The following is a 14964-nucleotide window of genomic DNA, read 5'->3' on the forward strand; positions in this document are numbered from 1 at the left end:
GAGCGGCGGGAATCGCGGCTTCAGAGACTGAAAGAGAAGACCAGAAAGAAGCACGGGCGGCGCCGCAAGGCATCGATATAAAACATTTACCCATGGGGCAGGCGGACTGTGACGCAACAGCCGAAAAACATCACGCTGCAGGGAGCGGGCGCCGTGGCGCAGGCCGTGGGCAAGCTGTATCAGCAGCTGTCCAAGTCGCACCGCAAGACTGCGGACTACGTGCTGGGCAATCCGTTTCGCGCCGCCACCATGACCATCGACGAGCTGTCGGAGGCGGCCGGCATTTCGGTGGCCACCGCCAACCGCTTTGCGCATGCGCTGGGATTCGACGGCTATGCCTCGTTCCGCGCGGCGCTGGTGTCGGACTTCGCCACCACGCTGGCGCCGGTCGAGAAGCTGCGCCACGAGGTGCAGCGCCCGGCCACCAGCGCCGAGATCATGGCGGCTGCTTTCGAGAACGACATCCGCAACATCGAAGCCACGCGCCGCATGCTGGCGGCGGAGGATTGCGAGCGCGCCGTCGACATGATTCTCTCGGCCGAGCGCATCTTCATCCTGGGCTTTGGCGCCTCGGCCTACCTGGCCGGCCTGATGGCGCATGCGTTGGAGCCCTATGTGCGCAGCGTATCCTCGGTGGCGCTGGCCGGCGGCCCTTCGCAGGCCGGACGCCAGTTCTTCAAGCTGGACAGTCGCGATCTGGTGGTGCCAATGGTGTTTCCGCGCTATGCCGCCGACACCGTCTGGCTGACCCAGCGCGCGGTGGAGAAGGGCGCGCAGGTGCTGGCCTTCACCGACGTGCCCGGCTCGCCGCTGGTGCCGCTGGCCGATGTGACGATCTACGCCCACACCGAGCGCAACCTGTCGCCGACCTCGGACGCGGCCGCGCTGATCATGATCCAGGCGCTGTGCGACGCGGTCGCGCATCGCGCGCGCCGTTCGGTGCAGGCGGCTTCGCAGATGGCTGAATTCGTGCTGCCGTGGCTCTACGTGCCGCAGCAACAACGTCCCGGGACGACCCCGGTAGGCAAGTCCGCCAGGGCTGCCGCCGGGTCCAAGGAAAAGACCAAAGGAAAGACCAAAGCATGACGACTCCGGTAATCGCCATCCATGGCGGCGCGGGCACGATCTCGCGCAGTTCGCTCTCGGCCGAGGAAGAGGCCCGCTACCACCAGGCCCTGGCCGACATCGTGGCCGCCGGCCAGGCCGTGCTCAACGCCGGCGGTTCGGCGCTGGACGCGGTGACCGAGGCGGTGCGCCTGCTGGAGGACTGCCCGCTGTTCAACGCCGGCCACGGCGCGGTCTATACCAGCGAAGGCAAGCATGAGCTGGACGCCTGCGTGATGAATGGCGCCGATCTTGAAAGCGGCGCGGTGTCCTGCGTCACCAACCTGCGCAACCCGGTGCTGGGCGCCCGCGCGGTGCTGGACAAGAGCGAGCACGTGCTGCTGGTCGGCCCGGCCGCCGAGGCCTTCGCGGCCAGGAACGGCGTGCTCACCGTCGGCCCCGAATACTTCCATACCGATGCGCGCTATCAGCAATGGGAACGCGTGCGCGGCCAGGCCAAGGCGATGCTGGATCATGACGCTGCTTCCTTCGCCTTTGCGCACAAGGATGAACCGACCGAAAAAGCCCCGATCGACCCGGACAACAAGTTCGGCACCGTGGGCGCCGTAGCGCTGGACAAGTTCGGCAACCTGGCCGCCGCCACCTCGACCGGCGGCATCACCAACAAGCAACCCGGGCGCGTGGGCGACTCGCCGCTGGTGGGCGCCGGCTGCTACGCCGCCAACGCCACCGCCGCCGTGTCGGCCACCGGCACCGGCGAGTCCTTCATCCGCGCCGTGGCCTGCTATGACATCGCCGCGCGCATGGCCTATGCCGGCAAGTCGCTGGAACAGGCGAGCCGGGAAGTCGTCTTCGATGTGCTGCCCACGGTGGGTGGCCGCGGCGGCATCATTGCGGTGGACGCGCAGGGCAACCTGGCGCTGCCGTTCAATACCGAAGGCATGTATCGTGCATACGGCCGCGGCGAGCTCGCGCCGGTGACCGAGATTTACGCCGCGCAAGGCTGAGCGTTTCAGGCAGGAGAACAGGAAGATGCAACAGCCCCAATCCCAAGCCCAGCAGGCGCAGCGCGTGCTGGAGGTCAACAACCTGAGCGTACGCTTCGCCACCTCCGAACGGACGGTGGACGCGGTGCGCGACATTTCATTTCACGTCGGGCAGGGCGAAACCTTGGCCATCGTCGGCGAATCGGGCTCCGGCAAGTCGGTGTCGTCGCTGGCCATCATGCGCCTGATCGAACACGGCGGCGGCAAGATCGTCGGCGGCAGCATGGAGTTCCTGCGCCGTAACGGCCAGCGTCTGGATCTGGCGCAGGCCGACAACGCCACCATGCGCGGCATCCGCGGCAAGGAGATCGCCATGATCTTCCAGGAGCCGATGACCTCGCTGAACCCGGTCTTTACCGTCGGCGAGCAGATCGCCGAGTCGATCCGCCTGCACCAGGGCAAGAGCCGCGCGGCGGCGCAGGCCGAGGCGCTGCGCATGCTGGAGATGGTGCGCATTCCCGAGGCACGGCGCGTGCTGGGACGCCACCCGCACCAGCTCTCAGGCGGCATGCGCCAGCGCGTGATGATCGCCATGGCCCTGTCGTGCAAGCCTTCGCTGCTGGTGGCCGACGAGCCGACCACGGCGCTGGACGTGACCATCCAGGCGCAGATCCTGCAGCTGATCCGTTCGCTGCAGGAAGAAATGCAGATGGGCGTTATCTTCATCACCCACGACATGGGCGTGGTGGCCGAGGTGGCCGACCGGGTGGTGGTGATGTGCCGTGGCGAGAAGGTCGAGGAGAACGATGTGAAGAGCATCTTCGCCGCGCCCGCCCATCCCTACACCCAGGCGCTGCTGGCGGCTGTGCCGCGGCTGGGCTCGATGCGCGGCACCGACAAGCCGCGCCGCTTCGGCATCGCCGCCGAGGCCGAGGCCCAGCCGGAGGCGATCGCCACCGAGCTGCAAGGCCAGGGCGAGATCGCCGCCGAGCAGCGCCAGCCGCTGCTGAAGGTGCGCGACCTGACCACCCGCTTCGATGTGAAGAGCGGCATTTTCGGCCGCGTGAAGCAGCGCGTGCATGCGGTGGAGAAGGTCAGCTTCGACCTGTATTCCGGTGAAACGCTGGCCATCGTCGGCGAGTCCGGCTGCGGCAAGTCGACCACCGGCCGTTCGCTGCTGCGCCTGGTGGACATCGCCGGCGGCCGCGTCGAGTTCGGCGGCCGCGACCTGGCGCAATTGCCGCGTTCCGAGCTGCGCCAGCTGCGCCGCGACATCCAGTTCATCTTTCAGGATCCGTTCGCTTCGCTGGATCCGCGCATGACGGTCGGCTATTCCATCATGGAGCCGATGCTGGTGCACGGCATGAAGGAGGGCGCGCAGGAGCGCGTGGACGCCTTGCTGACCCGCGTGGGCCTGACGCCCGAGCACGGCCAGCGTTACCCGCATGAATTCTCCGGCGGCCAGCGCCAGCGCATCTGCATCGCGCGCGCGCTGGCGCTGAACCCGAAGATCGTGATCGCCGACGAATCGGTGTCGGCGCTGGACGTGTCGATCCAGGCCCAGATCGTCAACCTGATGCTGGACCTGCAGGCCGAGCTCGGCATTTCCTTCATCTTCATCTCGCACGACATGGCGGTGGTGGAACGCATCAGCCACCGCGTGGCGGTGATGTACCTGGGCCAGATCGTGGAGATCGGTCCGCGCCGCGCGATCTTCGAGAACCCGCAGCATCCCTATACCCGCAAGCTGATGGCGGCGGTGCCGGTGGCCGATCCCACGCTGCGCCAGCCGGGCAAGAAGCTGATGACCGACGAGATCCCCAGCCCGATCCGGCTGGTGGGCGACGAGCCGAAAGTGGAGGCCCTCAAGCAGGTGGCGCCCGGCCATTTCGTCGCCACGCACAGTATCGGCGGCGCTTTCTGAGCGACGCAGGCAGTTTTGTTTTTGTTGTCACCTCGATTCACCCCAGCATCCGACAAGCAGTATCAACCACGCAGTACTGATCAGGAGAGACAGATGTCCGCAACCGCAAAAAGCAAAGCACTGACCACCGCCAAATGGCTGGCCATGGGCACCCTGGGCGCCGCCCTGCAATTCGGCGCGGCCAACGCCTTCGCCGCCAAGACGGCAACCGTGGCGGTGGCTTCCACCTTCACCACGATGGATCCGTATGACGCTAACGACACGCTGTCGCTGTCGGTGATGAAGTCCTTCTACCAGGGCCTGTACGGCTTCGACAAGGACATGAAACTGATCCCGGTGCTGGCCGAAGGCTACCTGGTCAGCAAGGACGGCCTGGAGTACACCATCCGCCTGAAGCAGGGCGTGAAGTTCCAGGACGGCACCACCTTCAAGGCCGACGCCGTGAAGGCCAGCTTCGACCGCGTCACCAACCCGGACAACAAGTTGAAGCGCTACAACCTCTTCAACCGCATCGCCAAGACCGAAGTCCTGAACGACTACACCGTCAAGATCACCCTGAAGGAGCCGTTCTCGGCCTTCATCAACGTGCTGGCCCACCCGTCGGCCGCCATGATCTCGCCGGCCGCGCTGAAGCAGTACGGCAACAAGGACATCGCCTTCCACCCGGTCGGCACCGGCCCGTTCAAGTTCGTCGAGTGGAAGCAGACCGACTACCTGAAGGTCGCCAAGTTCGACGGTTACTGGAAGCAGGGCTACCCCAAGGTCGACGAGATCCTGTGGAAGCCGGTGGTGGACAACAACTCGCGCTCGGCCATGATGCAGACCGGCGAAGCGCAGTTCACCTATCCGCTGCCGTACGAGCAGGCCGACCTGTTGAAGGGCAAGGGCAACATGGAGGTGATCGCCGGTCCGTCGATCATCCAGCGCTACATGTCGATGAACGTGAAGCAAAAGCCGTTCGACAACATCAAGGTGCGCGAGGCGATCAACTACGCCATCAACAAGCAGGCGCTGGCCAAGGTCGCGTTCAACGGCTATGCCGTGCCGATGGACGGCGTGCTGCCGCAGGGCGTGGACTACGCCTACAAGAGCGGCGCCTGGCCGTATGACGTGAAGAAGGCCAAGGCGCTGCTGGCCGAAGCCGGCTATCCGAACGGCTTCGAGACCGAGCTGTGGTCGGCCTACACCCACACCACCGCGATGAAGGTGATCCAGTTCCTGCAGCAGCAGCTGGCGCAGGTCGGCATCAAGGTCAAGATCCAGGCCCTGGAAGCCGGCCAGCGCGTGGAGCGCGTGGAAAGCTGGCAAGACCCGGCCACCGCGCCGATCCGCCTGTTCTACGTCGGCTGGTCGTCCTCGACCGGCGAAGCCGACTGGGGCCTGCGTCCGCTGCTGGCGTCCGAGTCCTTCCCGCCGCGCCTGTTCAACACCGCTTACTACAAGAGCGACAAGGTCGACGCCGACATCGCCAAGGCCCTGACCGTATCTGACCGCAAGGAAAAGGAAGCGCTGTACAAGGAAGCCCAGCAGGAAATCTGGAAGGACGCCCCGTGGGCCTTCCTGGTCACCGAGAAGCTGCTGTACGCGCGCGCCAAGAACCTGAAGGGCATCTATGTGATGCCTGACCAGGCTTACGAATTCGAGAACATCGAATTCACCAAGTAAGCGCTGCAGCGACGCAAGGGATGCCGGCGGCGGGTGCAACTGCCGCCGCCGGCGCACCTGATATTTCAAGTGCGGGCAGGGCGCTTGCCGGCCCGCATGCAACAAGCAAGATCCAAGGTTTCGATCCACCAGCGAGAGCTTCATGTTTTCCTATGTCATCAAACGCCTGTTAGGGCTGATTCCAACGCTACTGCTGGTGGCGGTTCTGGTATTCCTGTTCATCCACCTGCTGCCGGGCGACCCGGCGCGGCTGGCGGCCGGTCCCGAGGCCGACGAGAAGACGGTGGCGCTGGTGCGCTCCGACCTCGGCCTGGACAAGCCCCTGCCGGAGCAGTTCGTCAACTTCTTCGTCAATGCCGCCCACGGCGACTTCGGCAGATCGATCCGCACCAAGCGTCCGGTCGCCGAGGAAATCGGCGCGCGCTTCTGGCCCACCATGTGGCTGACCGTGGCCGCCATGGTCTGGGCGGTGCTGTTCGGCCTGATCATCGGCATCTCCTCGGCGGTGTGGCGCAACAAATGGCCGGACCGCCTGGGCATGACGCTGGCGGTGTCCGGCATCTCGCTGCCGCCGTTTGCGCTGGGCATCCTGCTGATGCAGGTGTTCTCGGTGCAGCTGGGCTGGCTGCCCACCGTGGGTGACGACACCTGGCGCCACTACATCCTGCCGTCGCTGACGCTGGGCGCGGCGGTGGCTGCGGTGATGGCGCGCTTCACCCGCGCCTCCTTCATCGAAATCCTGCAGGAAGACTTCGTGCGCACCGCGCGCGCCAAGGGCCTGACCGAGACCGTGGTGGTCATCAAGCACTGCCTGCGCAATGCGCTGATCCCGGTGGTGACGATGATGGGCCTGCAGTTCGGCTTCTTGCTGGGCGGCTCCATCCTGGTCGAGGTGGTGTTCAACTGGCCGGGCATGGGACGCCTGCTGGTGGACGCCGTCGAGATGCGCGACTACCCCGTGATCCAGGCCGAGATCCTGCTGTTCTCGCTGGAATTCATTTTCATCAACCTGGTGGTGGACGTGCTGTATGCCGTGATCAACCCCAGCATCCGCTTCAAGTAAGGGGGCATCGTGTCGCTTTCCAACGCACCCATTTCCACGCCGGACAATAGTGGCGCGCCGCTGCCGCCGCCCGACCCGTCCGCCGTGGCGGCCGCTGCCGGCCACAAGATCCGCACCCCGTGGCGCGAGTTCTGGCGCAAGTTCAAGCGCCAGCACCTGGCCATGTACGCCGGCGGCTTCGTGATCCTGCTGATCCTGATCGCCATCTTCGCGCCGCTGATCGTGCCGTTCGATCCGGAAAACTTCTTCGACTATGACGCGCTCAATTCGCCGCCGACCTGGGTGCACTGGTTCGGCGTGGATTCGCTGGGGCGCGACATCTTCAGCCGCATCCTGGCCGGCACCCGCATCTCGCTGGCCTCGGGCTTCCTGTCGGTGGCCATCGGCGCGGTGATCGGCACCGTGTTCGGCCTGCTGGCGGGCTACTACGAAGGCTGGTGGGATCGCATCACCATGCGCATCTGCGACGTGCTGTTCGCTTTTCCCGGCATCCTGCTGGCCATCGGCATCGTGGCCATCCTGGGCGGCGGCATGTTGAACGTGATCATCTCGGTGTCGGTGTTCAGCATCCCGGCCTTTGCCCGCCTGGTGCGCGGCAACACGCTGCAGCTGAAGAACCTGACCTACATCGAAGCCACGCGCAGCATCGGCGCCTCCGACATGACCATCATGTGGCGTCATATCTTCCCGGGTACCGTGTCGGCCATCGTGGTGTACTTCACCATGCGCATCGGCACCTCGATCATCACCGCCGCGGGCCTGTCCTTCCTCGGCCTGGGCGCGCAGTCGCCCACGCCCGAGTGGGGGCTGATGCTCAATGAAGCGCGCGCCGACATGATGACCTCGCCGCACATCGCGCTGTTCCCCAGCATCGCCATCTTCCTGACCGTGCTGGCCTTCAACCTGCTGGGCGACGGCCTGCGCGACGCGCTCGATCCCAAGATCGACCAGCGCTGATGCCGCAGATGCCCGACATTCCCCACATCGGCCGGCTCGCCGCCGGTCCGCGCGGCAGCATCGCCGACGTGGCCGGCGTGACGGTGGGCCATTGCACGCTGGATGACGGGCCGGTGCAAACCGGCGTGACCGTGGTGGTGCCGCATGCCGGCAACCTGTTCACGCACAAGCTGCCGGCAGCCGTGGCCGTCATCAACGGCTTCGGCAAGAGCGCCGGGCTGGTGCAGATCGAGGAGCTGGGCACGCTGGAAACGCCGATCGCGCTGACCAATACCTTCTCGGTCGGGGCCGTCGTCACCGCCCAGATCCGCCATGCGCTGAAAGCCACACCCGAGATCGGCCGCAGCCTGCCTACCGTCAACGCGGTGGTGATGGAATGCAATGACGGCTACCTGAACGACCTGCATGCCTTCGCCGTGGGCGAGGCGCATTTCGACGCGGCATTGGCCGCAGCTACCACCGATGTCGCCCAGGGCGCGGTCGGGGCGGGGCGCGGCATGTCCAGTTTCGGCCTGAAGGGCGGGATCGGCAGCGCCTCGCGCAAGGCGCCGGTCGGCAGCGGCGGCAGCGAATTCACCGTGGGCGCGCTGGTGTTGTCGAACTTCGGCAAGTTGCCTGAACTGATCTTGAATGGTCACCCATTGGGCCGCGAGCTGGCCGCCGAAGAGAGCCCCGACGCCGCGCCCGAGAAGGGCTCCATCATCATGCTGCTGGCCACCGATGCGCCGCTGGACGCGCGCCAGTTGAAACGCCTGGCCACCCGCGCCGGCGCCGGCCTGGCGCGCACCGGTTCGGCCTACGGCCACGGCAGCGGCGACATTGCACTGGCATTTTCCACCGCCCAGCAGATCGAGGCGGGCAGCGACTGCGTGCATGCCGCGCTGCTGGCCGACCACCTGCTGGATCCCTTGTTCCATGCCGCCGCCGACAGCGTCGAGCAGGCCATCGTCAATGCGCTGTTCGCCGCCGACACCGTGCACGGCCGCGACGGCCACGTGCGCCTGGGCCTGCGCCAGCGGCTGGCTTCCCGCGAGATATCTTCATGAGCCCAAGCACACGCGCCAATATTTTGGTATCGGTCGACATCGAAGGCGTCGCCGGCGTCTTCCATCCCGAACAGACCCGCGCCGGCAACGGCGAGTACGAACGCGCCCGGCGCTGGATGACCGAGGAGGCCAATGCCGTCATCCGCGGCGCGCTGGCCGCCGGCGCCACCGCCATCAAGGTCAACGATTCGCACGGCGGTTTCCGCAACCTCTTGCCAGACCTGCTGCATCCGCAGGCGCGCATGGTGCTGGGCAAGCCGCGCGTGCTGGGCATGATGGGCGGAGTGGATCACGACATCGACGCCGTGATGCTGGTGGGTTACCACTCGCGCGCGCAGGGGCGCGGCATCCTGGCGCACACCACCAACAGCTTCGCCTTCGCCCGCGTCTGGCTGGGCGGGCAGGAGCTGGGCGAGGCCGGGCTCTACGGCGCGCTGGCCGGCGAGCATGGCGTGCCGGTGATCTTCGGCAGCGGCGACGACGCCTTCATCGAGGAAAACCAGCCGCTCTATCCGCACGCGGTGTTCGCCGAAACCAAGAAAGCCTACGGCGCCAACAGCGGCGACTCGCTCACGCCGCAGGCTTCCTGCGCATTGCTGGAAGAGCGTTCCCGCCAGGCTGTCGCCGCGTTCGTGGCGCAGCCGCAGTCAATGCCGCTGCTGCGCATGGCCGGCCCGCTGCGCTGCCGCCTGCAGGCGCAGACGGTGGCGTTGGCCGACCTGTTCAGCCAGCTGCCCATCCTGGAGCGCGCCGACAATGTCACGGTGGAGTTCGACGCGCCCACGGCAGAGTATGCGGTGCGGGTGCTCAACAGCCTGTCGGCGATGTCGGCCATGCTGCGCTGAGCGCCGTCGCGCTTTTTCTCTTTCCTTGCTTTACGCCATGCGCTCAGTCGAGCGCATGCGCTTCCACATCCGGCCCCAGCTTGCCGCGTTCCAGCGTCAGGTCAGGTTGTCGGTCAGTCAGCCGCCCAAGGCGGGGCCGGGGATGGGGCCGATCCTCACCGCCATTGTCTGTACATGCTTGCGGTGCCTATTGGTGACATGAGTTCTCGCATCGCGGCCTGTTCGGCGCCAGCGTTGCGCCGAACAGGCCCTGCAGCAGGCGCGCAAGTACGATTCCGATCAGCCGTCGAGCTGTTGCAGCAGCTTGCGCAGCAGGCCTTCGAACTGGCTCATTTCCTCCGCGCTGAAGGCCGACCACAGGTCGCGGTACTGCTTGCGGCGCGCGGGGTGGTGCTCCTCGACGAAGGCCGTTCCCTTGGACGTGAGCTGCAGATGCACCTCGCGGCGGTCGGCGGTGCCGGCGATGCGCTTGACGAAGCCTTTCTTGTCCAGCTCATCGGCGATGCGCGAGCAGTGGGTGCGCGAGGTGAGGATATAGGTGGCCAGTTCGGAGGGCAGCATGCGGCCTTCCGGCTGGCTGTAGAGCACCACCAGCGAGGTCCAGGTGGTGTAGTTCAGGCCATGCTCCTTGAGCGCGGCATCGAAGTGCACGCCCAGGTTGGATCCCAGGTGCATCAGCAGGCGCGTGAGCACGGCTTCGCGCACCGGGGAACGAGAGAAGCTCTTCGAGATCGATTTGATCGCCGATTCGTAAGGGGAAAAGCTGTCGTTCATGGCCGGCCTTTGGGTGAAGCGGAGATGATAACCTATGTTACTAATTCTTGCCGGGCGGCGATTGTTGATTGTGCGGACGATCCCGGTGCGCGATGACGACACTGGGTTCCTGCGTTCGCAGGAACGACAGGCAAAGGATGGCCTTGAACAGGCGAAGGTTGATTTTCTCCTCCGTGTCGTCCCTGCGAAAGCAGGGACCCAGCGTCGTTCAACAACCGCCGATACGAAACCGGCGCCTCATTGCCCAGCCTGCTTCGCCTCCATCAGCTTGACCAGCGTATGCATGGTCAGGTTGACCGGCGTGGCCACGCCCAGGGCCTGGCCGCGTCGCACGATGAAGCCGTTCAGGTGGTCGATTTCGCTGGTCTTGCCGCGCGCCAGGTCCTGGGCGGTGGACGAATATTGCGTAGGCATGGTCTCGGCGATGCGGCGTACCGCGGCGTCCACGTCGCCGGGCAGGGTGACGCCGTCGGCCGCGGCCACGGCGCGGCATTCTGTCACCAGCTGGGCGATGACGCCGGCCACGCCGGGGCCTTGTACGATCTTCCCGTAGGGCAGCTGGGTCACGGCCGACAGCGCGTTGTAGGCGCAGTTGAGGATGAGCTTGACCCACAGCGCGCCGCGCACGTTGTCCGAAATCTCGGTGGGCACGCCGGCGGCGATCAGCGCCTCGGCGGCTTCCTTGCTGCGCGGCGAGGGCTCGATTACCAGTTCGCCGCGTCCATGGTGCTTCACGTGCCCGGGGCCGGCCATCTCGGTGGCGACGTAGACCACGGCCGCGGCCACCGGCTGCGGGATCACGCTGCGCAGGCGGTCGGCGTTGTCGGTGCCGTTTTGCAGCGTCAGCACCAGCGTGTCGGGATCAAGATATTCGCGCAGCTGGGCGCCGGCGATTTCAGTGTCTGTGGACTTGACGCAGAACAGCACCAGGTCGGCGCCCCGGGCGATGGCGGCGTCCGTGCCGGCCTTGACCGGCATGATCTCGTCGAAGCTCTGCGCTTGCAGCCGCAGGCCGATCTGGTTGAAGGCGTCGACGTGTTGTCGGCGGCCCACCAGCACCACCTCATGCCCGGCGCGCGCCAGCATGCCGCCGTAATAGCAGCCCACTGCGCCTGCGCCCATCACCGCGACTTTCATTGCCGTATCTCCCTGAACTCTGCGAAAGGGCCAGCCTAACACAGCGCCCGGCTGCCTTCAGGCGGCGTATCAGAACTGCCGGCGCACGCGCACCGACACATACGCCGGCGGTTTGGTGGTCGAGGTGGCGCGCGCGCTGTGCAGGCGGTGCAGGGTGATCTGGTTGACTTCGGCATGACTGCCGTCGATGTGTTCACCCATGCGGCGCATGGCGTCGTCTACGTCGCCGGCGGCGATGCAGTCGAGGATGGCGGCATGTTCCTCGTAGGTCGAGTGCAGGCAGTCGCCGTAGAGGAAGTCCAGGCGGCGCACGATGCGGATGCGGTCGGTCAGGCGGTCGAAGGTGTCGGCCATTTCCTGGTTGCCGGCCGCGCGCACCAGCGTCTGGTGGAACACCTCGTCCAGCTGCGCGGCACGGGGACCGTCCGGTTCGCGCGCAGCGGCCGGCACGCACCAGGTCGCGCGCAGCGCGTCGACGGCGGACAGGTCCAGCGGCTGCGCCGCATCGCGCGCGCACAGCCGGCGCACGGCGTGGGTCTCGATCAGCTTGCGCATTTCGTACAGGTCGGCGAAGCGCTTGAAATCGATCGGCACCACCTCCCAGCCGCCGCGCACATAGCCCTGCATCAGGCCGTCGCCCTGCAGCCGTTGCAGCGCCTGCCGCACCGGCGTGCGCGAGACCTTGAAGAAGGCGGCGATCTCGGTCTCGGTGATCTGGTCGCCGGGCAGCAGGCGCATGTCGAAGATGTCTTCACGCAGGCGCGCGTAGACATACTCCGGCAGCGAACCGTTGCGCGCCTCGCTGTCACCGGGGGCGGCGGCGGATTGAGCAGCAGATTCGGCGGCAGGCTCAGGCGGCGGGGGAGCGGCGACGCTTTTCACGATGGGGCGTCCTTACCAGGCGGCCACGCAGCCGTCGGTGCGCGGCTCGGTGCCGCCGCACAGCACGCCGGCATCGTTGCGCCAGATGATTTGGCCGCGGCCGAAACCGAGCTGATTGCCGGACCACGATACCTCATGACCCAGGCCGGCCAGGCCGCGGAACAGGTGTTCGGCGGTGGTGTGCTCGATGGATACCTTGTTGCCTTTCTCCCATTCCCAGCGCGGCGCGTCCAGCGAGGCCTGCGGGTTGAGGCCGAAGTCCACCGTATTCATCACCATCTGCACGTGGCCCTGCGGCTGCATGAAGCCGCCCATCACGCCGAAGGGCCCCACCGGCTGACCGTCGCGGCTCATGAAGCCGGGGATGATGGTGTGGTAGGGACGCTTGCCCGGGGCCAGCACGTTGGGATGGCCGGCTTCCAGCGTGAAGTTGTTGCCGCGGTTGTGCAGGGCGATGCCGTTGCCGGGCACCACCAGGCCGGAGCCGAAGCCCATGTAGTTGCTCTGGATGAAGGACACCATGTTGCCCTCGGCGTCGGCGGTGCACAGATAGACCGTGCCGCCGCGCGACGGGTCGCCCGCCACCGGCAGCGTGGCGCGCTGGCCGATCAGCTTGCGGCGCTCGTCGGCGTAGGCGTCCGACAGCAGCTGTTCCACTGTCACCTTCATGTGCGCCGGGTCGGCGATGTGCGCCAGGCCGTCGGCATAGGCCAGCTTGATGGCTTCGATCTGGCGATGGTAAGTGGCCAGGGTGTCGCGCTCGGAGAAGTCGTAGGCCTTGAGCAGGTTCAGCGCCATCAGCGCCACCATGCCGTGGCCATTGGGCGGAATCTCCCAGACGTCGTAGCCGCGGTAGTTCACGCCGATCGGGTCGACCCACTCGGGCTGGTACTCGGCCAGGTCGGACAGCTCCATGCAGCCGCCGGCCTGGCGGATAAAGGCGGCGGTCTTCTCGGCCAGGGCGCCGCGATAGAAGCTCTCGGCATTGTCGGCGGCGATTGCCGCCAGCGTGGCGGCATGGCCGGCCGAGCGCCACAGCTCGCCGGCGTTGGGGGCGCGGCCGTCGATGGAGAAGGTATCGAACCAGGATTGGAAATGCGCGTCCTTGAACTCGCGCCTGAAGTTCTTGTGCGCCACCTGCCAGGCATGCGCCACCACCGGCGAGATCGGGAAACCGTCCTGCGCCAGCGCGACCGCGCCGGCCATCGACTGCGTCAACGGCAGCTTGCCGAAGCGCTTGGCCATGGCGGCCCAGGCGCTCGGGGTGCCGGGTACGGTTACCGGCAGGGCGCCGTACTTCGGCACGTCCTTGTGGCCGGCGGCGATCAGCTGTTCGGCCGAGATGGCCTTGGGCGAGGGGCCGCTGGCGTTCAGGCCGTGCAGTTTTCCGCCGTGCCAGATCAGCGCGAAGGCATCGCCGCCGATGCCGTTGGCGGTCGGCTCCACCACGGTCAGCGCGGCGGCCGCGGCGATTGCCGCATCGATGGCGTTGCCGCCTTTTTGCAGTACCTCAAGGCCTGCTTGCGCTGCCAGCGGTTGCGAGGTGGCGACCATGCCGCGGCGCGCGTAGACGGCGCTGCGGCGGGACATGTAGGGATGGTGGTTACTGTCGAATTGGGGGAAGGCGGGCATGGATGTCTCTCTTGGCGCTAAGGGTGGCGGATATTTTAGCGATACAGGTGGCAGGCCACAGTCTGGCCGTTGCCGACCTTGATCGCGGCGGGCGCTTCGGTCTTGCAGACTTCCATGCAGGACGGGCAGCGCGGATGGAAATGGCAACCCGACGGCGGCGCCGCCGGGTTGGGGATGCTTCCCTGCAGCACGATGCGCTCGCGCTTCTCGTTGGGATGCTCGCGCGGGATGGCCGAGAGCAGGGCGCGGGTATAAGGATGGCAGGGGTTGGCGTAGATCTGCTCGCGCGTGCCCAGCTCCACCATGCGGCCCAGGTACATCACGCCGATGGTGTCGCTGACGTGGCGTATCACCGCCAGGTCGTGCGAGACAAACAGGTAGGTCAGGCCCAGCTCCTGTTGCAGCTCCTTGAGCAGGTTGAGGATCTGCGCCTGGATCGACACGTCCAGCGCCGACACCGCCTCGTCGGCCACCACCAGCTTGGGCCGGGTGATGATGGCGCGGGCGATGCCCACGCGCTGGCGCTGGCCGCCGGAGAACTCGTGCGGATGGCGCGTCGCGTAGGACGGGTTCAGGCCCACCATGTCCAGCGCCTCGGCCACCATGCGGCGGCGGGTGGCGCGATCATGCAGCTGGTGCACGATCAGCGGCTCCTCCAGCACTTCGCCGATGGTCATGCGCGGGTTGAGCGAGGCATAGGGATCCTGGAACACCATCTGCATGTGGCGGCGCATGGCGCGCAGCTGGCCGGCGGGCAGGATGGTGAGTTCGCGGCCCATGAAGCGCACGCTGCCGGCGCTGGGCTCGATCAGGCGCAGCACGCTGCGCCCCGTGGTGGACTTGCCGCAGCCGGACTCGCCGACCAGGCCCAGGGTCTGGCCTTCGGCGATGGTGAAGGAAACGTCGTCGACCGCCTTCACCGCGGCGGCGCCGGGCGCGCCGAAGTGCTTCTTCAGGCCGTGGACTTCAAGCAGGGGCATGTTCATGG

The 14964-nt window shown here is 66.7% G+C and carries 13 protein-coding genes; 8 read left to right on the plus strand and 5 right to left on the minus strand.

The features are described 5' to 3' along the window. Nucleotides 1–108: 108 nt before the first annotated feature. The 8 genes from J8I26_RS01385 (at nt 109) to J8I26_RS01420 (ending at nt 9551) form a co-directional block, all read left to right on the plus strand. On the plus strand, nt 109–1086 hold the full coding sequence (locus J8I26_RS01385) for a MurR/RpiR family transcriptional regulator (RefSeq protein ID WP_209603358.1): 978 nt from the start codon (nt 109–111) through the stop codon (nt 1084–1086). Further along, nucleotides 1083–2072, plus strand: a complete 990-nt coding sequence (locus J8I26_RS01390; RefSeq protein ID WP_209603359.1) for an isoaspartyl peptidase/L-asparaginase — start codon at nt 1083–1085, stop codon at nt 2070–2072. Before J8I26_RS01385 ends, J8I26_RS01390 begins: the two co-directional genes overlap by 4 nt. A gap of 25 nt (nt 2073–2097) precedes the next feature. Beyond that, entirely contained in the window at nt 2098–3975 is a 1878-nt protein-coding gene (locus tag J8I26_RS01395) for a dipeptide ABC transporter ATP-binding protein (protein ID WP_209603360.1), read from the plus strand. 93 nt (nt 3976–4068) lie between these two features. Further along, nucleotides 4069–5640: a glutathione ABC transporter substrate-binding protein GsiB gene (gene gsiB / locus J8I26_RS01400; protein WP_209603361.1), complete on the plus strand. Its 1572-nt coding sequence runs from the start codon at nt 4069–4071 to the stop codon at nt 5638–5640. A 142-nt stretch (nt 5641–5782) separates the two neighbouring features. Further along, a complete protein-coding gene (gene gsiC / locus J8I26_RS01405) occupies nt 5783–6703 on the plus strand; it encodes a glutathione ABC transporter permease GsiC (RefSeq protein ID WP_209603362.1) in 921 nt (306 codons plus the stop codon). Between the two features lie 60 nt (nt 6704–6763). Beyond that, a complete protein-coding gene (gene gsiD, locus J8I26_RS01410) occupies nt 6764–7660 on the plus strand; it encodes a glutathione ABC transporter permease GsiD (RefSeq protein ID WP_209604734.1) in 897 nt (298 codons plus the stop codon). 8 nt (nt 7661–7668) lie between these two features. Then, the gene (locus J8I26_RS01415) at nt 7669–8706 is read left to right on the plus strand and encodes a P1 family peptidase (protein WP_209603363.1); all 1038 of its coding nucleotides are present in this window, start codon (nt 7669–7671) and stop codon (nt 8704–8706) included. Beyond that, a complete protein-coding gene (locus tag J8I26_RS01420; RefSeq protein WP_209603365.1) occupies nt 8703–9551 on the plus strand; it encodes a M55 family metallopeptidase in 849 nt (282 codons plus the stop codon). The genes J8I26_RS01415 and J8I26_RS01420 overlap by 4 nt, the downstream gene beginning before the upstream one ends. Nucleotides 9552–9830: 279 nt before the next feature. Here the strand turns inward: J8I26_RS01420 and J8I26_RS01425 are convergent, their stop codons facing one another. The 5 genes from J8I26_RS01425 to J8I26_RS01445 form a co-directional block, all read right to left on the minus strand. Next, nucleotides 9831–10325 carry a MarR family transcriptional regulator gene (locus tag J8I26_RS01425; protein ID WP_209603367.1) on the minus strand — a complete coding sequence of 165 codons (495 nt, stop codon included), beginning with the start codon at nt 10323–10325 and terminating at the stop codon, nt 9831–9833. 237 nt (nt 10326–10562) lie between these two features. Next, nucleotides 10563–11462: a ketopantoate reductase family protein gene (locus J8I26_RS01430; protein WP_209603369.1), complete on the minus strand. Its 900-nt coding sequence runs from the start codon at nt 11460–11462 to the stop codon at nt 10563–10565. A 69-nt stretch (nt 11463–11531) separates the two neighbouring features. Beyond that, entirely contained in the window at nt 11532–12344 is an 813-nt protein-coding gene (locus J8I26_RS01435; RefSeq protein WP_209603371.1) for a GntR family transcriptional regulator, read from the minus strand. A 12-nt stretch (nt 12345–12356) separates the two neighbouring features. Then, complete coding sequence (locus tag J8I26_RS01440; RefSeq protein WP_209603373.1) at nt 12357–13976, minus strand: gamma-glutamyltransferase family protein; 1620 nt, start codon at nt 13974–13976, stop codon at nt 12357–12359. Between the two features lie 35 nt (nt 13977–14011). Continuing rightward, nucleotides 14012–14962, minus strand: coding sequence for an oligopeptide/dipeptide ABC transporter ATP-binding protein (locus J8I26_RS01445; protein WP_209603375.1), 951 nt, complete (start codon nt 14960–14962; stop codon nt 14012–14014). Nucleotides 14963–14964: the final 2 nt, after the last annotated feature.

The sequence above is a fragment of the Herbaspirillum sp. LeCh32-8 genome, assembly GCF_017814915.1.
In the GTDB taxonomy this organism is placed as follows: domain Bacteria; phylum Pseudomonadota; class Gammaproteobacteria; order Burkholderiales; family Burkholderiaceae_D; genus Herbaspirillum.

Bases quoted from the DNA above. Each gene is read 5' to 3' on its own strand.
- J8I26_RS01420 (WP_209603365.1), top strand. From the start codon at position 8,703: ATGAGCCCAAGCACACGCGCCAATATTTTGGTATCGGTCGACATCGAA.
- J8I26_RS01415 (WP_209603363.1), top strand. From the start codon at position 7,669: ATGCCCGACATTCCCCACATCGGCCGGCTCGCCGCCGGTCCGCGCGGC.
- J8I26_RS01390 (WP_209603359.1), top strand. From the start codon at position 1,083: ATGACGACTCCGGTAATCGCCATCCATGGCGGCGCGGGCACGATCTCG.
- J8I26_RS01430 (WP_209603369.1), bottom strand. From the start codon at position 11,462: ATGAAAGTCGCGGTGATGGGCGCAGGCGCAGTGGGCTGCTATTACGGC.
- J8I26_RS01425 (WP_209603367.1), bottom strand. From the start codon at position 10,325: ATGAACGACAGCTTTTCCCCTTACGAATCGGCGATCAAATCGATCTCG.
- gsiB (WP_209603361.1), top strand. From the start codon at position 4,069: ATGTCCGCAACCGCAAAAAGCAAAGCACTGACCACCGCCAAATGGCTG.
- gsiC (WP_209603362.1), top strand. From the start codon at position 5,783: ATGTTTTCCTATGTCATCAAACGCCTGTTAGGGCTGATTCCAACGCTA.
- J8I26_RS01440 (WP_209603373.1), bottom strand. From the start codon at position 13,976: ATGCCCGCCTTCCCCCAATTCGACAGTAACCACCATCCCTACATGTCC.
- J8I26_RS01445 (WP_209603375.1), bottom strand. From the start codon at position 14,962: ATGAACATGCCCCTGCTTGAAGTCCACGGCCTGAAGAAGCACTTCGGC.
- J8I26_RS01395 (WP_209603360.1), top strand. From the start codon at position 2,098: ATGCAACAGCCCCAATCCCAAGCCCAGCAGGCGCAGCGCGTGCTGGAG.